The sequence below is a fragment of the Microcystis sp. BLCC-F210 genome, assembly GCF_042134685.1.
Lineage (GTDB): Bacteria > Cyanobacteriota > Cyanobacteriia > Cyanobacteriales > Microcystaceae > Microcystis > Microcystis aeruginosa_D.
The window spans coordinates 3,244,172-3,265,180 of record NZ_CP169647.1 but is presented as its reverse complement, the minus strand read 5'-3'; the positions used below and the strand labels follow the sequence as shown (position 1 = coordinate 3,265,180).

At 45.1% G+C, this 21,009-nt stretch carries 15 protein-coding genes and 1 pseudogene; 8 read left to right on the top strand and 8 right to left on the bottom strand.

Annotated features, from left to right (window positions below; all coding sequences use genetic code 11):
- Nucleotides 1–417 precede the first annotated feature (417 nt).
- A pseudogene (locus ACE3JL_RS15595) lies at nucleotides 418–1,439 on the top strand (transposase).
- A gap of 656 nt (nucleotides 1,440–2,095) precedes the next feature.
- Here ACE3JL_RS15595 and ACE3JL_RS15590 read toward each other — a convergent pair.
- The 7 genes from ACE3JL_RS15590 to tig all read right to left on the bottom strand — a co-directional run bounded on the left by ACE3JL_RS15590 (nucleotide 2,096) and on the right by tig (nucleotide 7,623).
- Nucleotides 2,096–2,401: a peptidylprolyl isomerase gene (locus ACE3JL_RS15590; RefSeq protein WP_375327876.1), complete on the bottom strand. Its 306-nt coding sequence runs from the start codon at nucleotides 2,399–2,401 to the stop codon at nucleotides 2,096–2,098.
- Nucleotides 2,402–2,416: 15 nt separating this feature from the next.
- A complete protein-coding gene (locus tag ACE3JL_RS15585) occupies nucleotides 2,417–3,274 on the bottom strand; it encodes an alpha/beta fold hydrolase (protein ID WP_375327875.1) in 858 nt (285 codons plus the stop codon).
- A gap of 5 nt (nucleotides 3,275–3,279) precedes the next feature.
- Nucleotides 3,280–3,609: a type II toxin-antitoxin system PemK/MazF family toxin gene (locus ACE3JL_RS15580; protein WP_016516286.1), complete on the bottom strand. Its 330-nt coding sequence runs from the start codon at nucleotides 3,607–3,609 to the stop codon at nucleotides 3,280–3,282.
- Nucleotides 3,587–3,793 carry a hypothetical protein gene (locus tag ACE3JL_RS15575; protein ID WP_002737934.1) on the bottom strand — a complete coding sequence of 69 codons (207 nt, stop codon included), beginning with the start codon at nucleotides 3,791–3,793 and terminating at the stop codon, nucleotides 3,587–3,589. Before ACE3JL_RS15575 ends, ACE3JL_RS15580 begins: the two co-directional genes overlap by 23 nt.
- Before the next feature lie 21 nt (nucleotides 3,794–3,814).
- A complete protein-coding gene (gene clpX / locus ACE3JL_RS15570) occupies nucleotides 3,815–5,149 on the bottom strand; it encodes an ATP-dependent protease ATP-binding subunit ClpX (RefSeq protein ID WP_375327874.1) in 1,335 nt (444 codons plus the stop codon).
- A 10-nt stretch (nucleotides 5,150–5,159) separates the two neighbouring features.
- Nucleotides 5,160–5,861, bottom strand: coding sequence for an ATP-dependent Clp endopeptidase proteolytic subunit ClpP (clpP, locus tag ACE3JL_RS15565; RefSeq protein ID WP_375327873.1), 702 nt, complete (start codon nucleotides 5,859–5,861; stop codon nucleotides 5,160–5,162).
- Nucleotides 5,862–6,225: 364 nt separating this feature from the next.
- A complete protein-coding gene (gene tig, locus ACE3JL_RS15560) occupies nucleotides 6,226–7,623 on the bottom strand; it encodes a trigger factor (protein WP_375327872.1) in 1,398 nt (465 codons plus the stop codon).
- Between the two features lie 323 nt (nucleotides 7,624–7,946).
- Between tig and ACE3JL_RS15555 the strand changes: the two genes are divergently transcribed.
- From ACE3JL_RS15555 to ACE3JL_RS15525, 7 genes are all read left to right on the top strand, one after another.
- Nucleotides 7,947–8,984 (top strand): aspartate-semialdehyde dehydrogenase, encoded by a 1,038-nt coding sequence (locus tag ACE3JL_RS15555; RefSeq protein WP_375327871.1) that lies wholly within the window; start codon nucleotides 7,947–7,949, stop codon nucleotides 8,982–8,984.
- A 212-nt stretch (nucleotides 8,985–9,196) separates the two neighbouring features.
- Nucleotides 9,197–10,087: a 4-hydroxy-tetrahydrodipicolinate synthase gene (gene dapA, locus ACE3JL_RS15550; protein ID WP_375327870.1), complete on the top strand. Its 891-nt coding sequence runs from the start codon at nucleotides 9,197–9,199 to the stop codon at nucleotides 10,085–10,087.
- 242 nt (nucleotides 10,088–10,329) lie between these two features.
- On the top strand, nucleotides 10,330–12,078 hold the full coding sequence (locus tag ACE3JL_RS15545) for a ribonuclease J (protein WP_375327869.1): 1,749 nt from the start codon (nucleotides 10,330–10,332) through the stop codon (nucleotides 12,076–12,078).
- A gap of 199 nt (nucleotides 12,079–12,277) precedes the next feature.
- Complete coding sequence (gene larB / locus ACE3JL_RS15540) at nucleotides 12,278–13,048, top strand: nickel pincer cofactor biosynthesis protein LarB (protein WP_002777893.1); 771 nt, start codon at nucleotides 12,278–12,280, stop codon at nucleotides 13,046–13,048.
- 103 nt (nucleotides 13,049–13,151) lie between these two features.
- A complete protein-coding gene (locus ACE3JL_RS15535) occupies nucleotides 13,152–14,339 on the top strand; it encodes an RNA-guided endonuclease InsQ/TnpB family protein (RefSeq protein WP_375327868.1) in 1,188 nt (395 codons plus the stop codon).
- A 103-nt stretch (nucleotides 14,340–14,442) separates the two neighbouring features.
- The gene (gene dxs / locus ACE3JL_RS15530; protein ID WP_271990791.1) at nucleotides 14,443–16,353 is read left to right on the top strand and encodes a 1-deoxy-D-xylulose-5-phosphate synthase; all 1,911 of its coding nucleotides are present in this window, start codon (nucleotides 14,443–14,445) and stop codon (nucleotides 16,351–16,353) included.
- A 575-nt stretch (nucleotides 16,354–16,928) separates the two neighbouring features.
- Nucleotides 16,929–18,311: a flavin monoamine oxidase family protein gene (locus ACE3JL_RS15525; RefSeq protein WP_271990793.1), complete on the top strand. Its 1,383-nt coding sequence runs from the start codon at nucleotides 16,929–16,931 to the stop codon at nucleotides 18,309–18,311.
- A 78-nt stretch (nucleotides 18,312–18,389) separates the two neighbouring features.
- On the opposite strand, the gene ACE3JL_RS15520 is transcribed toward ACE3JL_RS15525, so the two are convergent.
- Entirely contained in the window at nucleotides 18,390–20,915 is a 2,526-nt protein-coding gene (locus ACE3JL_RS15520; protein WP_375327867.1) for a sugar phosphate nucleotidyltransferase, read from the bottom strand.
- Nucleotides 20,916–21,009: the final 94 nt, after the last annotated feature.

Here is a 21,009-nt window from a genome sequence, read left to right as displayed (position 1 = left end):
ATTATGAATTATGAATTATGAATTATGAAGTGGGGAAGTGGGGTGATGGGGAAGTGGGGAGGGGGAATTATGAATTATGAATTATAAAGTGGGGAAGTGGGGTGATGGGGAAGTGGGGAGGGGGAATTATGAATTATGAATTATGAATTATGAAGTGGGGAAGTGGGGTGATGGGGAAGTGGGGAGGGGGAATTATGAATTATGAATTATGAATTATGAATTATGAAGTGGGGAAGTGGTAGGGCTGTTTCATTCTCCCATCAGAATATCTGAACTTCCCCCATACATATATACCATAATAGCCGAAAACCCTTATCCATCAATGGATGCACCCCCTTAACCCTTCTTGGCGTACCCATGTAATTTGTAATATTTCTTAATGGACAAGAATTCTCTCTATTTGCTAAAATGATAGCCATGTATATAGAAAAAGTTCCTAACCGTAATTCCCCCCCCCCGCTGTTCTTCTTCGGGAGTCCTACCGAGAAGGAGATCAAGTCAAAAAAAGAACCCTGGCCAATCTCTCAAAATTACCCGATAATATTATCGACAATCTAAAACTGGCTCTTAAAGGAGCAACACTGTCCATGAATGAAGGCATTCCCAATCATTTTGAAGTGATTAGAAGTCTTCCTCACGGTCATGTAATGGCTATTTTAGAGACGATTTAAAAATTAGGTTTAGATAAAATAATCAGTGAAAAATCCTCACGAATCAGAAACTTAGTCGTGGCGATGATTGTGGCAAGAATCATCAATCCTAAATCGAAACTAGCCACAGCAAGAAGGTTTAATAGCGAAACTTACAGTCAGAGTTTAGGACAATTGTTAGACTTAGAGAAAGCTGATGAAGACGAATTATATAACGCCTTAGATTGGTTATTAGAAAAACAAGAGAAAATTGAGAAGCACCTAGCACTTAAAGATGGTGTGTATGTGTTAAGAACTTCTCTGGAGTCAACCTTGATGGATGCAGCGACGACGGTTAAAGCTTATAAAAGTTTGTCTCAAGTGGAGGAGGCATTTCGCTGTTATAAGTCAATTGATTTAAAGGTACGTCCTATCTATCATTATAAGGGTGATAGAGTCAAGGCTCATATCTTTTTATGTATGTTGGCTTATTATGCGGAATGGCATTTAAAACAGTCCTTGGCTCCTTTGTTATTTGAGGATGAAGAAATTGATGATGGTTCTCTGAATGTGATTAAAGCGAGTCGCAGTGAATCCGCTCAGTCTAAAGAGAGAAAAAAACGGAATCAAGAGAACTTTCCTGTGCATAGTTTTCGGACTTTGTTGGAAGACCTAGGGACAATTTGCTTGAATACAGTGGAATGTAGGATTAGGGAGGGAAGTTATCGTTTTTCTAAGATAACTCGACCGACCCAACTGCAACAAAAAGCGTTAGATTTATTGGAAGTTTCCCTGATTTGTACCCAGTAACGGGGCACTGAAAATTCTCTTAATCCCTTCTACAGCAAAGGTTATGCTTTTTGTCAACGGGGAAGTCCAGATATAAAAAAAACATAATTGGGTTATTTATGTCTTGAAAAACAAAGCTCGTTGATACGAGATTATGGGCATTTGCGGTCATAATCTAGATGAAGTTACGGTTTTTAGTCGGTAAAATTGAGACATAATTGTGTCATTTATATTAATTTTAAAGTTGCTTAACCTATTGTCATTGTTGGAGAATTGGGCAATAATAATGGTCATAGGGAAAGGAAAAACATAAATCTGATTACCTGAAAGTCAAACTTATTCCAAGAAGAAACAAAAATGGCTAATATTACTATTTCTGAGTTACGCCCTGCTGGTGCAGACTTGTTCTCCGATTCCGAGAGTTACCTTACTGACTTGACCGGGTCGGAAACGCTTGGTACAGTCAATGGTGGGTTATTTTGGTTTGGAGTTGCGGTAGGACTTGCTATTTCTCATGTTCTGAGGAACTAGCTAGTAATTCATAGGTTGGATTTAGGCATTACGAAACGCAATACGCAAGAATACCTAGTTTTGTGGTGTTTCGTAACGCCTCAACCTGCGTCTAAGTTTATCAAGACATCTTTGTCACTATTTTGAAGTTAACAACTTAAAGCTGCTTAATTACTTAGCTCAAAATTAGTTTGATCTTCAATTTGGTGTTTTAGCCATCCCGAAAACAAATCTGATAAAATTTGAAAACGCAACTTATAATCCAATTCCGGCTGTATAATTTCCTCCACTAAAATCAAGCTTATCCCTTTAGCTTTCACAATAGGTTTAAGCAACTGAGGAGGTTTCGTAGCAAACACAGCAGCAGATATTTCTGGTTTTAAATCCTGGCGACGCTGTACCCCCAAATATCCGCCCTGACGGCGTAACTCTTTATCCTCAATATACTTGTCAGGCAAATCATTGAAACTCATGTCCCCTAGCAAACCCTAATTAATTTTCAAAAAATCTTGCAATTTTTGTAGATAAGTAGGGACATCTTCTAACATGGGAAAGTGAGCAGTATTAGCCATCTCCACATACTGGATATTATTATTCAAATTCGCCGCCATTTTGCCCATTTTGGCAGGGATAATAATATCTTTTTCTCCTGATACTAAAAGAGTTGGCACCTTAATCTCAGCAAATTTACCAGGCATAATTTCCACTGCTTTTTTACTCACAGATGTATAAATTGTGCCTAGGGCGGCCTCGTAATCCGCCGCTAAAAAATCTTCTAAAAAAGCAATTCTTTCTGATTTTGGGATCGATCGATGCAAGAATCTCGCCATAAATAATTGATCGGCAAAAGGTACTTTTAAAAACCAATGATAACGAAACTGTACCACATACTTACCGAATTTATGAAAGGCAGCAAAAGCCGCTTTATTATACTCAAAAATGCCATTACAGGTTAAAATTGCTTTGACCACTCTTTCCGGGTACATAGTAATAAAAAAAGTCGCCACCGATGCCCCCATCGAGTGACTATTGAGATAGATTTTTTCGATTTCCAAACTATCTAAAAACAAGGCCAAATCAAGGGCATATTCTTCTAAATCGTAGGAAAGATCAAGGGATTTTTCTGGCAATTTAGACCGACCAAAACCGCGCATATCGTACAATAAACAATCAAAGCGATCGCAAATTGCCGCAGCCGTTGATCGCCAATAGCGTCCCGATCCTCCCCAACCATGAATAAACACCATTACCGGCTTTTTCTGGGCAGATTCCGACCCGCGAATCCACTCGTAATAGTGGGGAACACCGCGGACAGTGATTGTTTGATCGATTATTTGAGTTTTCATGATAGTTAGATACCTAGCCATCCTCGTAAAGAGTTTTGCAAACGTCGCGCATCTGTGTCCGATAGTCGTCCGATTCTCTTAAGGAGTAAATCTTGTTGGATTGTGTATATCCCCCGCTTAACGGCCGTCGGTACATTCAATCCCTCGTTCTCCCAATCTTCTAGCAAAAACTCACCCTCCAGTAAATTATTGATGCGACTGGTAAGGGGAACCAGAAAAACATCCCGTGAACGGTGAGGAGAACTAACAATGATAACCGGTCTGATTTTAGCGTCCGCTAAATCTGAAAAAGGATAACGAACGAGAACGATTTCAAGCTTCGAGTAATCGTTCATAGATGTCGTCTTCCAGATTATCCCAAATCTTAGCGAGAGCAGTTTCGCTGACTTTTTGCCAGAAATCCGAGTTTGTCTCCTCCGGGATGAGGGTGACTAAAACCCTAGTACCCTCTGGAATCGGCACGGATTCGAGGAGTTCGATCCGGCCTTCTTTGACAATTGCAGGAACGGTATTGAGCATGGTTAACCTCGATTTTTCCCCTTAAGCGGATTCTTGACTCGGTAGAGAGGAAGGATGAACCAATAGCTCTGCCGTGGAACGTTTTTCCACCATTTCGCGGGTGATTAAACAGCGTTTCACGTCCTTGCGCGAGGGCAATTCGTACATGACATCGAGCATTAATTCCTCGACAATACCCCGTAGGGCCCGGGCCCCGGTTTTGCGACGATAGGCCTCTTGGGCGATCGCTAGGACGGCATCAGATTTAAACTCTAACTGTACATTATCCATCTTCAACAGTTTTTGATACTGTTTCACTAACGCGTTGCGGGGTTGGGTCAGGATAGCGATTAAAGCTTCCTCATCCAGGGGTGAAAGCGCCGCTAGGATGGGAATCCGACCGACAAACTCTGGAATCATGCCAAATTTGACCAAATCATCGGGAGTCATTTGTTTTAATAACCCTGCCGCCACCTTATCCTTACTAGCTTGGCTATCTCCCGGTTGAATAAAGCCCATGGATTTTTTACCGAGACGCTGATCGATCACCTTATCTAAACCGACAAACGCCCCACCGCAGATAAACAGGATATTGCTGGTGTCAATCTGAATACAATCCTGATAGGGGTGTTTGCGGCCGCCTTGGGGGGGAACATTGGCGATCGTTCCCTCTAACATTTTCAGTAAAGCTTGCTGTACCCCTTCTCCAGACACATCCCGGGTAATCGAGGTATTTTCGCTCTTGCGGGCAATTTTATCGATTTCATCGATGTAGATAATGCCCCGCTGCGCCTCTTCCACGTCTAAATCTGCCACTTGTAACAGACGCAAGAGAATATTTTCCACATCTTCCCCCACATAACCAGCCTCGGTTAAAGTGGTGGCATCGGCGACAGCAAAAGGTACATCGAGGATTTTAGCCAGAGTTTGAGCTAGAAGGGTTTTTCCCGATCCTGTGGGACCAATTAACAAAATATTAGATTTTTGCAGTTCAATGCTATCTTCTGGATTGCCGCCACCGGCTTTTTGGGTTTGGATATCTTTGAGGCGTTTGTAGTGGTTATAAACCGCCACCGAAAGCACTTTTTTCGCCTCATTTTGACCAATAACGTAGTCATCGAGGTGTTTTTTAATCTCTCTTGGTTTGGGAATTTGTTCCCAAGTGGTTTTATTTTGGCCCGATCGCCGTTTGTTGGGACGTTCCTCCACTGGGGCGACTGGACTGGGCGGTTCCATCAATTCCTCATCGAGAATTTCGTTACACAGTTCCACACACTCGTCACAAATATAGACCCCCGGCCCGGCGATTAATTTTCGCACTTGTTCCTGGGATTTGCCGCAAAATGAACACTTGAGGTGGGAGTCGTATTTAGACATAGTTTATTATTTACAGGGAAGTAACGGGAACGGTAGGATCGGGCAGTTCGGGACGGGAAATCACCTGATCGATTAACCCATATTCTTTAGCTTCGACGGCGGACATAAAAAAGTCCCGTTCGGTGTCGTTGGCGATGCGATCATAGGGTTGACCGGTGTGGTGAGCCAGCATGGTGTTGAGTCTCTGTTTAATGTAGAGGATTTCTTTAGCTTGGATGGCGATATCACTAGCTTGACCTTGGGCGCCGCCGAGGGGTTGGTGAATCATGATCCGGCTACTGGGTAGGGACATCCGTTTACCTGCTGCGCCGCCACACAGCAGGAATGCTCCCATACTAGCGGCTAAACCGAAACAAATTGTCGCCACTTGGGGGCGAATTTGTTGCATGGTGTCGTAGATAGCTAGTCCAGCATAAACGGAACCACCGGGGGAGTTGATATAGAGTTGGATATCTTTTTCGGGATCTTCTGCCTCCAAGTAGAGGAGTTGGGCAACGATCGAATCAGCGACCTGATCATCGACGGGAGTTCCCAAAAAGACAATTCTCTCGCGCAGGAGTCGAGAATAGATATCAAAAGCCCGTTCACCCATGCCAGACTGTTCGATTACCACGGGTAAAACGTTAGCTAGGGAGTTTCTCCCCGTGTTGGCGTAGATAGCAGGGCGACAATTACTGGTAATTGGGTAGTCAGGTGATCTCGATTCGAGCATAATTTTTTCGGTTCCGCTATCACAATCTTAGGGTTTTTGCTTGGCTGTGGAGCTTTTACTGGCAAATGTTAAGCATCTTTAGCACTTCTGTCCATCTATTATGCCCTAAGTTTCCCCCGGTTGGCAGGAATCAGTCATCAGTTATCAGTGATCAGCTATCAGTGATCAGCTATCAGTGATCAGCTATCAGTGATCAGGGGATGGGGGAATGGGGGAATTCAACCAATACCCTAAAACCCCAACACCCCAACACCCCAATCAGTTATCAGTTATCAGTGATCAGCTATCAGTGATCAGGGAATGGGGGAATGGGGGAATTCAAGCAATGCCCCAACACCCCAACACGACTGCTAACTCCTTACGGTTATTCTTCCTCAGCCTCAGCTGCCAACACTTCCACTTCGGTGAATGTGAAGGTTTCTTCTGTTTCCTCCTCCTCGCTTGTTTCTTCCTCTAGGGAACCTTTGGGGACGAGGGTGATAGTAGCCTTTTCTTTCAGCCATTCTAGGGTGTTTTCCGCCAGCATTTCTTCGGTGATCACCTGTTCGAGACGCTGCATATCTATGTCGCGATCGGACAATTGCTCCATGATTTTAGCGATTTTTTCCGTTACCGCTTCGGGACTGACTTCAATGCCGGCGACTTTAGCCAATTCTTGCACCACGAGAGTCTCTTTCAGACTTTCGATCGCATCGGGACGGGTGCTTTCCCGCATTTTGGGAATATTATCTTTTGTAAACAACTGGTTGACATCTAGCCCCATTTGTTGAAATTCCATGAAGCTTTGGGTCAAAATATGTGTCACTTCCTTTTCGATCAGCGTCTCCGGTAAATCTAAAGTCGCACCCTTGACTAATTCCTTAGTTAAAGCGTCATAAATGCTTTCTTTGGTTTCCTTCTCCGCTTCTTCTTGGAAGCGTTTCTCTAAACTTGCTCTTAATTCGGCGATTGTTTCCTGATCGCTGACTTCTTGGGCAAAATCGTCGTCAAGCTCCGGTAATTCCTTTGCCTTTAACTCTTTCATCGTAATGGTAAAGATTACCGCTTTTGCTGCCACATCCTCTTTGGGATAATCTTCTGGGAAAGTTAAAGTCATCTCTTTGACTTCTTCCGGTTTCATGCCGACAATTCCTTCCACCATCCCCTCGATAAAGCGTCCTGCTTCCATATCCACCCGCAGATCTTCGCCGTCAATATCCGGGATATACTCGCCAGTTTCGGCGGATTTTCCCCGATAATCAACGATCGCCACATCTCCCAGCTGCGCTCCGCGATCTTCCACGGGAACCAATGTCGCTAACTGTTCTTGACGCTCTTTAAACCAATTTTCCACGGATTCGGGATCATAAACGGTTTCTTCGGCAGTAACGCTCAGATTTTCGTAATCTCCGAGAATAATTGTCGGGGCCACATCCACGGAAACTGAAAAAGTCAAAGCTTTACCCGGTTCATAGGCAGCGATCAAATCCTCAAACTTAGACAATAGCTGGGGATTCCCCAGGGACTCGATCCCCTCCTGTTTTAGGGCAGATTCGAGACAATTTTCGATTAATTCCTCAATTACCGCCGCTTTTACCGCTTTAGTTCCCAATCTTTGTAGAAGAATCTGACGGGGAACCTTACCGGGGCGAAAACCGGGTATATTGGCCGACTTCGCTAAATTACCTACCACTTTCTCGTGGGTGTTTTTCGTGGTTTCGGCGGGAATTTCAATTTCTAAACCTATCTGACTGGCAGGAAGCTTTTCCTGAATAACTTTCATCGATTTTTCTAGCTCTTACGACAAGGAACGTTTATAATAGGGTGAGCGGTGTTTACGCCTGCGGTGGATCCGTCCCGCTCATGATATTCTAGGGGAATAGCTGCAGTTGCTCCCCAAGCTGTCACAATCTTTTTATTTTAGCGGTCAATGGGGTATATTTAATTTATTCCGTCCTTGGGCAGTTAAGCCCAATCAGAAAATTTTACTGATCAAAAGCCGATCAATCCAAGCTTGAGAATAACTCGGTGGACAAAAAAGATTTTTTACTTTAACGATTTCTTCGGATCATTATCGTCACCCAACTCGTCAGGAGGTTACACAATTTGAGTCAAAAAGTACGGGTCGCTATTTTAGGGGCCACCGGGGCCGTGGGAACGGAATTACTAGAGTTATTAGCTAGTCGTCATTTCCCTCTTGCTGGTCTAAAATTACTGGCTTCCGAGCGTTCTGCTGGAAAAACCCTCAATTTTCAGGGCGAAAGTCTCCTCATCGAAGCGGTAAACGAGCGCTCTTTTCAGGACGTGGATATCGTTCTCGCTTCTGCGGGGGGATCCACCTCAAAAGCTTGGGCGAAAACTATTGTCGAGTCCGGTGCGACGGTTATCGATAACTCCAGTGCTTTTCGCATGAATCCCGAAGTGCCTTTAGTTGTCCCAGAAATCAATCCCGACAGTGTGGACAATCACCGGGGCATTATCGCTAATCCCAACTGTACGACAATTCTTTTAGGGGTGGCGATCTGGCCTCTCCACCAAGTACAGGCGATCGAGCGAGTAGTAGTTTCTACTTATCAGTCCGCTAGTGGTGCTGGAGCGCGAGCGATGGAGGAGGTAAAACAGCAAGCACAAGCAATTCTTGACAATCGGCAACCCCCCACTAATTCCTTCCCCTATCCCCTCGCTTTTAATCTTTTTCCCCACAATACCCCGATTAATGGTCAAGGGTACTGCGAGGAAGAAATGAAAATGGTCAACGAAACCCGCAAGATTTTTGCTTGTCCAGAGCTGCGGGTTAGTGCCACCTGTGTGAGGGTTCCCGTCCTGCGGGCCCATTCGGAATCGGTTAACCTAGAATTTAGTCGGCCTTTTTCTGTGGTGAAGGCCAGAGAAATTCTTGAGTCTGCTCCGGGGGTAAAATTAGTGGAAGATTGGGACGCTAATTATTTTCCTATGCCAATTGATGCCACCGGTCGTGATGAAGTATTAGTGGGACGCATTCGTCAAGATATCTCCCATCCTAATGGTCTAGAATTATGGCTATGCGGCGATCAAATTCGCAAGGGTGCGGCTTTAAATGCTGTACAAATTGCCGAACTTTTAGTTAAGAAAAATCTCGTCGGTTCAAGATTAGCAACAGTTTGATAATTAAGCTATCAGCCATCAGCTAGACCAAGGCAATGATAACTAGAAAAATCGCTAATTAATCGGACAAATCCAGTCTTAAAGCTGATTGCTGATCGCTCAAAAACTGATAACAAAGACCGAATCTAAAACCTAATTTGTTAAGCTAAAAGCTTCAATGTATTTAGTTGATAACCTTTTTTTGCTGATAACTGATAACTAATAACTGATCAATGAGTGAAACATATTTTGGACGAGTAATTACGGCGATGGTGACACCCTTCACCGTCGAGGGTCAAGTTAATTATGGGATGGTGGAAAAATTGGCCGATTATCTAGTTACCCACGGTAGCGATGGTATAGTGGTCTGTGGGACGACGGGAGAATCACCCACCCTAAGTTGGCAGGAAGAGTACGAACTATTTAGTGTTGTCAAAAAAGCTGTTAGTGGTCGGGGAAAAGTGATCGCAGGCACGGGTTCTAATTGCACTTCCGAAGCGATTGAAGCGACCCAACAGGCTGCTAAACTGGGTTTGGATGGTTCTTTACAAGTGGTTCCCTACTACAATAAACCTCCCCAAGAGGGTTTATATGAGCATTTTTGTGCCATTGCCAAAGCTTGTCCCGATCTGCCAGTAATGCTTTATAATATACCCGGTCGTACTGGTCAAAATATGACCCCAGAAACGATTATTAAACTGGCAGCAGTTGATAATATTGTGGCGGTAAAAGAAGCTAGTGGTAATTTAGAACAAACCTGCAAGATTTACTGTCATACTCCTGAAAATTTCGCTATTTATTCCGGCGATGATTTTCTCACCTTACCCCTGATGACCTGTGGTGCGGTGGGGGTGGTCAGTGTTGCTAGTCATCTAGTGGGAGAAGAAATTCAAGGGATGATTCAAGCTTTCTTAACTGGAGATGCGGCCAAAGCGATCGAGATTAATTTGAAATTATTTCCTCTGTTTAAAGGTTTATTCTGTACCACTAATCCAATTCCAATTAAAGCGGCCTTAAATCTAGTCGGTTGGGAAGTGGGGGGATTGCGCTCTCCTTTATGTTCCTTAAGTCCCGAGTTAGAAGAAGGATTAGAAAAAATTATGCGAGAATTGTCTTTGATTTAGAAAAATACTAGAAAATTTGGCTCACTAAACTAGGATTTTTTCGAGAAATAGGTTATAATGTCAATAGCTTAACTAGAAGAAAAGAAATATAGTTTAGAACAGCCAAAAAGTATCAATACTAAGTGAATTTAACTAGGTGTTATCTCCCTAGTTCGACTTATTCTAACTATTAATTTTTTGAGATTTCCCGTCCACAAAACCCACCTGAAAAATCACCATAACTTACCATCAAAGGACACCTAATGAGTCAAGATAAAACCCAAGCAAAACTAAAGATCATTCCCCTAGGAGGATTACACGAAATCGGCAAAAACACCTGTGTTTTTGAATACGATGATGAGATTATTCTCTTGGATGCTGGTTTAGCTTTTCCTTCCGATGATATGCACGGGGTCAATGTAGTGCTTCCCGATATGACTTATCTAAGAGAAAATCGCCATAAAATTAAGGGTATGATCGTCACCCACGGTCACGAAGATCATATCGGTGGTATTCCCTACCATCTCAAACAATTTGATGTACCAATTATCTACGGTCCGCGTCTAGCGATGGCTTTATTGCGGGATAAATTGGAAGAAGCAGGATTAGCAAATCGTACCAAATTAGAAACCGTTGCTCCTCGGCAAATGGTGCGTTTAGGTAAATCTTTCATGGTGGAATATATCCGCAATACCCACTCGATCGCCGATAGTTTTTGTGTAGCAATTCACACTCCTTTAGGGATAATTATTCACACAGGAGATTTTAAAATTGACCATACTCCCGTCGATGGTGAGTTTTTTGATCTACAAAAAATTGCCGAACATGGCGAGAAAGGGGTGCTATGTTTATTGAGTGATTCCACTAACGCGGAAGTACCTGGTTATACTCCCTCGGAAGCTTCCGTTTATCCCGGTTTAGAGCGGGTTTTTAACCAAGCAACGGGACGGATTATGATCACTACCTTTGCTTCCTCGGTGCATCGGATTAATCTGGTGTTGAAATTAGCCCAGAAATTTAACCGGAAAGTGGTGGTAGTAGGTCGATCGATGTTAAATGTTATCGCTCATGCGCGTAATTTGGGGTATATCAAATGTCCCGACGATATATTTGAACCCTTGAAAGCGACCCGCAATTTAGCTGATGAGAAAATCGTCATTTTAACCACAGGATCCCAGGGGGAACCTTTAGCGGCCATGACGCGGATTTCTAAGGGTGAACATCCTCATATTCGAGCGCGTCAGGGGGATACGATTGTCTTTTCCGCTAATCCGATTCCGGGTAATACCATCGCTGTGGTCAATACAATTGATCGCCTGATGATGCAGGGTGCTAACGTGGTTTACGGACGCGATAAAGGAATTCACGTTTCCGGCCATGGTTCCCAAGAAGACCATAAATTGATGTTATCTTTGACCCGGCCGAAGTTTTTTGTGCCAGTGCATGGAGAACACCGAATGCTGGTCAAACACGCTCAGATGGCCCAAAGTATGGGGATTCCCGCCGAAAATATGGTAATTGTCAAAAATGGTGACACGATCGAGTTAACTGGCGATCGCATTGGCCTCGGCACACCAGTGCCATCGGGAATCGAGTTAGTCGATCAAGCGGGTGTGGTCCACGAACACATTATGCAGGAAAGACAACAGTTAGCCGAAGATGGTGTGATTACGATCGCCGCCTTCGTTAACGCTGAGGGACAATTAAGCGCACCTCCAGAGATTAATTTGCGCGGTGTGGTGACAAAAGTGGAAATCCCGCTGCTGAATCAGTTAATTATTCGGGCGATCGAACGCTGTTTAAGCGATCGCAGTGGTGAATTTAAAACTGCGACGGGGGACCCAGATTGGGCCGGTTTGCGGGCCGAAATCGAGACGACTTTGCAACGTTTAATCAAACGGGAGTTAAAGAGTCAACCTCTAGTGATTTTCCTCCTGCAAGCGGCGGCAACAGAACCAGCGAACAATCGTACTTATCGCCGCCGCCGTCCCGCAGCTACCATGGCCTCCTAATAGCAGTGAGCAGTAATCAGTGAGCAGTAATCAGTGAGCAGTAATCAGTGAGCAGTAATCAGTGAAAAGTAATCTCGGAACTTGCCACTTAATATTGTTCACTGAAAACTCAAATCTGATAATTGATAGCTGAAAACTCAAATCTGATAACTGATCACTGAATAACTGATAACTGATAACTGATAACTGATAACTGACCATGTTCCATGCTGCCGATTTGCGATCGCTGCTGACCGCCGTTGCCAGGGGAGAAATTAACCCGGAGACAGCTTTAGATAAACTTAAACATCTGGCCTTTGAACCGGTGGAAGACTTCGCTAAAATTGACCATCATCGTCAATTAAGAACGGGATTTCCGGAGGTTATCTGGGGACCGGGTAAAACCACCGCTCAAATCGCCCAAATTATCGGTGTATTGCGTCAAAATAGTCCCGTGGTTATGGCCACCCGCATTGAAGCAGAGATAGCAGTCCAGCTACAGGAACAGGTAACAGACTTAGTTTATTATCCCTTAGCCCGCATCTGTGCCATTGCCGCAGCCGCTCCAGAAAATCCCCCAAAAGGGATAATTTCCATCCTAACGGCGGGAACTGCCGATATTCCCGTAGCGGAGGAGGCGGCGGTTACTGCTCAATTATGCGGTTTTTCCGTGCAGCGTCTCTGGGATGTGGGAGTAGCGGGAATTCATCGCCTCTTGAATCATCGCCATCTACTGGATGCCGCCGATGTGTTAATTGTTGTTGCGGGAATGGAAGGAGCCTTACCAAGTGTGGTAGCGGGATTAGTTGATCGCCCGGTGATCGCGGTTCCCACCAGTATCGGTTATGGAACCAGTTTCGGCGGTATTGCTCCTTTGTTAACTATGCTCAATTCCTGCGCGGTCGGCATCGGCGTGGTTAATATAGATAATGGTTTTGGGGCCGCCATGTTAGCCGGCCAAATTTTACGCACGGCGGCCAGATTAGCCTAGATTTTCCCTCATCGGAAATTTTGGGTCTGAAACCCCGCCGTTTTAGGTTGGCTTTACCGTTAAATACTAGCGCATTTACACGATATATTCTAGAATGTGAGATATGGAAAAAGCCTATTCTTACCGATTTTACCCAACACCCGAACAAGAGTCGCTATTGCGGCGCACATTGGGCTGTGTAAGATTAGTTTACAATAAGGCACTCCATCTCAGAACACAAGCATGGTATGAAAGACAAGAAAGAGTAGGATATGCTCAAACTTCTTCAATGTTGACCGATTGGAAAAAGCAAGAAGAATTAGACTTTTTAAACGAAGTTAGCTGTGTACCTTTACAACAAGGGTTAAGACACCTACAAACAGCTTTTACTAACTTCTTTGCTGGTCGTACTAAGTATCCTAACTTTAAGAAAAAACATCAGGGAGGAAGTGCCGAATTTACCAAATCTGCTTTTAAATTTAAAGACAGACAAATCTATTTAGCTAAATGCACAGAACCTTTACCTATTCGATGGTCAAGACAAATACCAGAAAGCTGTGAACCAAGTACAGTAACAGTCAGATTACATCCTTCTGGACGCTGGCATATTTCAATTAGATTTGATGACCCAACGATTAAGCCTTTACCAGTAACAGATAAAGCCATTGGAATTGACTTAGGAATTAGTAGCCTCGTGATTACCAGCAATGGCGATAAAGTATCTAATCCTAAGCACTTTAAAAAGCATTATCGGAAACTGCGAAAGGCACAAAAAAGCCTTTCTAGAAAACAGAAAGGGTCAAAGAATCGGGAAAAAGCAAGAATCAAAGTAGCAAGGATTCACGCTCAAATCACCGATAGTAGAAAAGACCATTTACACAAGCTAACCACTCAATTAGTTCGTGAAAACCAAACGATTGTGGTTGAGAATTTAGCTGTCAAGAATATGGTCAAAAACCCGAAATTATCTCAGGCAATATCTGACGTTAGTTGGGGAGAAATAACCCGACAATTAGCCTATAAATGCCGTTGGTATGGGAGAAACTACATCGAAATAGATAGATGGTTTCCTAGCTCTAAAAGGTGTAGTAATTGCGGGTATATTGTCGAAAAGATGCCGTTAAATATTCGAGAATGGGATTGTCCAGACTGTGGAACACACCATGACCGAGATATTAACGCGAGTAAAAACATTTTGGCCGCAGGGCTTGCGGTGTCAGTCTGTAGAGCGACCATAAGACCAGAACAGAGTAAATCTGTTAAGGCAGGTGCGAAAAATCCTTCGGGAAAGAAGCAGAAACTCAAATCGTGAGGTTTGGGAATCACCGTCCGTTTACGGCGGTGAGGATGTCAACTCAGGCTGAAAATCCTATACAGTTGGTATAGGGATAAACTACTTTGAAAAAGAAGCCGATATGCACCTAAGTGAAATTACTCATCCCAACCAGTTACATGGTTTGTCACTCCGTCAATTAGAAGATATTGCCCGTCAGATTCGCGAAAAACACCTCCAGACGATCGCCGCTACCGGTGGACATTTGGGACCGGGGTTAGGAGTCGTAGAACTAACGATCGCCCTTTACCAAACCCTTGATCTTAATCGCGATAAAGTCCTTTGGGACGTGGGACACCAAGCTTATCCGCACAAACTCCTCACCGGTCGCTATAACGATTTTCACACCCTGCGCCAAAAAAACGGCGTTGCGGGCTATCTAAAACGTTGCGAGAGCAAATTTGACCATTTTGGGGCTGGACACGCCTCCACGAGCATTTCTGCGGGGTTAGGAATGGCTTTAGCCCGGGATGCCAAGGGCGAAGATTTCAAGGTGGTATCGATCATCGGGGACGGCGCTTTAACCGGGGGTATGGCCCTAGAAGCGATTAACCATGCTGGACATTTACCGAACACCAACATCATGGTTATACTCAACGATAACGAGATGTCCATTTCCCCCAACGTCGGGGCAATTTCCCGCTATCTCAATAAAGTTCGTCTGAGCGAACCCGTCCAGTTTATCGCTGATAATCTCGAAGAGCAATTGAAACATCTACCCTTCTTCGGTGACTCCCTCACTCCCGAAATGGAACGAGTCAAAGAAGGAATGAAACGGTTAGCAGTTCCCAAAGTCGGCGCTGTCATCGAAGAATTGGGCTTTAAATATTTTGGCCCGATTGATGGTCATAATATTCCCGAATTAATCGCCACTTTTAAACAGGCCCATAAAGTCCACGGACCGGTTTTCGTCCACGTTGCCACCGTTAAAGGTAAAGGCTACGAATGGGCCGAAAAAGATCAAGTGGGTTATCATGCCCAAAATCCCTTTAATTTAGCCACGGGTAAACCGATTCCCTCCAGTAAACCGAAACCTCCCGCTTATTCCAAAGTTTTCGGGCATACTCTCACTAAATTAGCGGAAAATGACCCGCGCATTATTGGCATTACCGCCGCCATGGCCACCGGGACGGGATTGGATAAATTTCAGGCAAAACTACCGAAACAGTACATCGATGTGGGAATTGCCGAACAACACGCCGTTACTCTCGCTGGTGGTCTTGCTTGCGAAGGAATGCGCCCGGTTGTCACCATTTACTCTACTTTCCTGCAGCGGGCTTTTGATCAGATTATTCACGATATCTGCATTCAAAATCTCCCGGTTTTCTTCTGCATGGACCGGGCCGGTATTGTCGGGGCCGATGGACCGACTCACCAAGGGATGTACGATATCGCCTACCTGCGTTGTATCCCCAATATGACCATTATGGCCCCGAAAGATGAGGCAGAACTGCAAAGAATGGTAGTGACAGGGATTAATCATACCAGCGGTCCCATTGCCATGCGTTACCCCCGGGGCAATGGTTTAGGGGTTCCCCTGATGGAAGAGGGTTGGGAAGCTTTACCCATCGGTAAGGGCGAAATTCTCCGCAGTGGCGATGATGTTCTCCTGTTAGGATACGGCACGATGGTCAATACTTCCCTACAAGTGGCCGAAATTCTCAGCGAACACGGCATCGAAGCCACAGTGGTTAATGCTCGTTTTGTCAAGCCCCTTGATACAGAACTTATCTTTCCCCTTGCCCAACGTCTTGGTAAAGTGGTGACTTTGGAAGAAGGTTGTTTGATGGGTGGTTTTGGTTCTGCGGTTTTGGAAGCTTTACAGGATGCTAATATTTTAGTTCCGGTCAAGCGTTTCGGGGTTCCCGATAAATTAGTGGACCACGCAAAACCAGAGGAATCTTTCGCTGATTTGGGTTTAACCAGTCCCCAGATTGCCGAACAGGTTTTAGCGGCATTTTTTAGCCAAAAACAAACCGCTAACGTCGGTTAAAATTTCAAGATTAGTTTGTCCAGTTTTCCCGAAAAATTAGGGAAGACTGGTTTTTTTTGGTCTAGATAGGGCGAAGCATTGGGACAATAATACTAAATCCAGTTATTAAAAAGTGATTATTTATTCCCCCTTTTGCCGTTCGGACTTCGGCCGTGAGCTCGGTCGAACGCTAAGCTCACACCGAGGTCTGAACGGAGACGGGATAAGGGATACGGGAGACGGGATACAGCTATTAGGGATCGGATTTGAGTTTTCAGTTCACTGTTTACTAATCACAGCAGAAGTCTGACGGCTCTTCTCGACTTTGTGTGATAATTTTTGCTTATAGAATCGTGAAATATTTACCTAGAAAGACTTTTAGGACTATTTTGCTGAAGAAACTATCAGTATAGACCCCGTTTCCACACAGAAACCAGAAGAGCCGTCTGACGGAGTAGTGGTTTAGATGTGTAATTAATTGTGCTTAGATACTTAGCAGATAATTTAATCAAAAGACCCAATGGATAGAGAAACTGAGGCAAAAATCGGAGAAAATAACAATTGTCAATTATAAAATATTCTGTGGGGCTAAAATCATGACAAATCTCCAGTGGACTAGCTATGAATGCATCGTGGTCGGGGCAGGATTAGCAGGATTAATCGCCGCGCGGAATCTCCAGAGGCGAGGTCATCAAGTTCTGGTGATCGAAGCGCGAAATCGTTACGGTGGCAGAATGTCTGGTCAATATCTCCCCTCCGGACAGTGGATCGATCGAGGTGGTCAGTGGGTGGGTCCAACCCAAGAGCGTTTTTTAGCCCTCCTTGATGAGTATAAAATACGTCGTTTTCCCTCTCCCAATCAGGGAAAAACCGTCCTAGTCTTTAACAACAAACGCTATGAATTCAATGGTTTTTTTCAAGGTTTCCACGAGGGAGAAGTACCCGATATCGGCCCAGCAGAATGGCAAGATGCGATGTCAGCATGGGCGCGTTTTCAAGAACTAGCTAAAACCCTACCTTCCGGTTATCCCCAAAGCAACGATCACACCAAAAAACTAGATAGTAAAACTTTTGCCCAGTGGATTGAAGAAAACACCAGCACAGATTTTGGTCAATGGTATTTTGCTTATATGGTGCGTGCCGTGGGTTTTCTCGGGCCAGCCGAACCCCAGCAAGTCTCACTGCTGCACGTTCTTTGGGGACAAAATTGCGCCGCTCAAGCTGAACATCCAGAAGCCGAACTGATCCATGGCGGAGCGGGACAAATTCCCGACAAGATCGCGGCGGAATTAGGAGAGCGAATTCGACTGGGGGAACCGGTTGTTCGCCTTAATTATGACTCGGCTGGTGTCACCATAGAAACCACTCAAAACACTTTTACCGCCAAATTTGCCATCATTGCCATGCCACCCCATCTTGCCGGCCGCATTATTTATCATCCCCCGCTGCCACCCCAGCGAGAACAACTAACCCAACGAGTACCGATGGGATGCTGCGCTAAAATCCTGATTTCCTATGAGCAACCTTTCTGGCGAAAACAGGGACTAGCGGGAGTTGCTCAGGGGAATTGTCAATGGTTGGAACTCTGTGCTGATAGTTCCGATCCCGAAACCGGCGTCGGGGTAATTGCTACCTTTGTGGTTGGCGATCGCTATATTCGTTGGCGCTCCATGAGTAGTCCGGCGCGTCGTGCCGCCGTCCTCTCGGATTTAGCTATTTATTTCGGTCAAGAGGCTCTTTTCCCGATCAGTTACGATGAAGTGGATTGGCCCGGGGATCCCTGGACTGGTGGCGCCTATTCCGCTTTTATGCCCCCCGGAGTCTGGACAAGTTTCGGCGAGGCTCTTTTTACTCCCGTTGGACCGATTCACTGGGCCGGCACAGAAATGGCCGATCGCTGGCCGGGATTTTTTGAAGGAGCGATCCGCAGCGGTGAGGCGGCAGCCGATCGAATCGCCTTGCTTTTGCGGGAAAAATGAGCATTTACAGGGCTAGGACACCTTTTAGGTCAAAAAAGTCATCATAGTCGAGTTTCGTGGCTAATAGGGCAAAAAATCCTAAATCATCACTATTTCGCCCTGGTAATGTTCGACGAAATATTGGACACGATGACGATATTCTTTAATTGTCCGATCGACCCATTCCCGCTGCTCACTGTTGGCATAGATATGCACTAAAGGTTCTCCGGCATCGGGTAAAATCAATACCCAGTCATCATTAAGGGGATTAATCACCTTCACCCCATCGATTAACTCTAGATTATCGGTAGCGTGAGTCTCCACCAGATAGCGCATCAAAGATCCCTTGACTTTCCAAGGACAACGCACCGCCGTATTCTTATTGTAAATGCGCGGTAACTCGGCCCGCACCTGAGCTAGAGAACGTTCCTGAATGGTTAACATCTCCAAAAGTTTCGCCACGCTGAACATGGCATCGAAACCGGGATGTAATTGCGGAAAAATAAAGCCAGTTTGCCCAGAGCCTCCTAAAACCACATTAGGATTAGTTTGACATCCTTCCATTAAAGCGCTAGGACTGGCTTTTGTCCGCACCACCCGGCCATCGTGACGACGTGCGATCTGTTCCACGGCACTAGAAGCATGAACTGGCACTACCACTGTACCGCGCGGATGGGCGGTCAGAATTGTATTCACCATTAAAGCAGTTAATTGTTCCCCGCGAATCGATAAACCACTCTCATCGACGAGGACTAATTGTTCCCCGTTGGCCGAAACTTGTACGCCTAAGTTCGCTTTCAGGGCCTCCACCACATGGCCCAATTGATGGATCAGTAACTCTCTTTCCTGCATGGAAAGGGCATTCTGACGTAAACTGGCATTGAGAACCACGGCATCACAGCCAAATTTAGCCAGTAATTCTGGTAAAATTGCTCCCGATACTCCGTAGGCGTAGTCAATGACGATTTTGGAACTACTATTGCGAATAGCCTCCACATTTAGCTGAGTTTCAAAGGTTTTGCGGTAATTATCGAGAATATCAGCCGGATAGGACATACTGCCGATTTCCTGCATTCCCACCCGTCGCAGATCTTCTTTGAAATAAGCGCCTTCGATTTTCTTTTCCCTCGCTTTGGAAACATTAATCCCTTTTTCGTCTAAAAACTCGATTAAGAGAAAATCTGGGCGATCGGGATGGATACGAACGTGAATACCACCGACTACGTTTAATTTTGACACCAGAGTGCGCGAAATCGGTAAAGCATTCGCTTGTAGGTTTTGGATATTCACCCCCACGGACATTAAACCGGCAATCAGCGATCGACTGACCATGCGCGAGACACTACGTTGATCCCGGGAGACAATTACCGTTGACCCCGGTTTCAGGATGGAACCGTAGGCTGCCCCCAGTTTAACGGCGAATTCGGGCGTGATATCGATGTTAGCGAGGCCCGATACTCCTCGTTGACCAAAGAGGTTTTTATGGGCAGTATTTCCCCAAATCAGGTTAATATTGAGGATGGCTCCCGATTCGATCTGTTTACTCGGCCAGACTCTGACTCCAGAATTGATCTGCGCTTCTTCCCCGACGATCGATAATTGTCCGATCACCGCACCTTCGTGTACCTGGGCCCGTCGATCGATTCTAGTTCCTCTAGCGATCGTACAAGCAGCTAAATTGACCTCATCCCCGATCACCACACCATTCCAGAGGATAGGACGTTTCAGATCGGAACCAGCGCCGATGGTGACATTATCGCCGATAACCGAACCCCTCTCGATCAGAACATTTGCACCAATGCGGCAATGATTGCCGATCATGGCCGGGGCCTCAATCTGGGCGCTAGGATCGATATAGGTATTAGTGCCGACCCATACTCCGGGGGATTTTTCTCGATAGGGAAATTCCAGGTTAACTTTGCCGGATAAAGCGTCGTATTGCGCTTCTCGGTAGGCCTCCAGATGACCGACATCGCACCAATAACCATCGGCCACATAACCATACATAGGTTCGCCCCTTTGCAGCAGCAGTGGAAACAAATCTTTAGAAAAATCGGCTTCTTCTTTGTAGGGGAGATAATCGAGGACTTCTGGTTCGAGAATATAGGTTCCGGTGTTGACAGTATCGGAAAAAATCTCGCTGGTGGATGGTTTTTCGATAAAACGGCGAATTCTGCCTTCTTTGTCGGTAATCACTACCCCAAACTCGATCGGATTGGGAACGCGCGTTAGGACTAGAGTTGCTTTCGAGTTTTTGCTTTTATGGAATGCGATCGCTTTTTGCAGGTCAAAATCGGTGATACTATCGCCACTAATCACCAGAAAGGTATCATCTAACCATTCGGCAATATTTTTCACACATCCTGCGGTGCCTAGGGGTTGATCCTCCTCCACAGCGTAGGTGATTTTTACCCCAAAGTCGCTGCCGTCTTGAAAGTAGTCGCGCATGACATCGGGGAGATAGTGTAGGGTGGTGATAATTTCGGTAATGTCATGCTTTCGTAGTAAATTAATAATATGTTCGGCGATCGGACGGTTGAGAATCGGAACCATCGGTTTGGGAAGATCACAAGTAAGCGGACGTAATCTTGTCCCCGAACCACCTGCCATTAGTACCGCTCGCATAACTTCCTCCCAAGGCTATCTTTTCGCCGTTTTTAAATATTTTTTTCAAATTCTGGCTTTAGTTTTCCTATCTCGATCGAGCTAGTTCCTAACC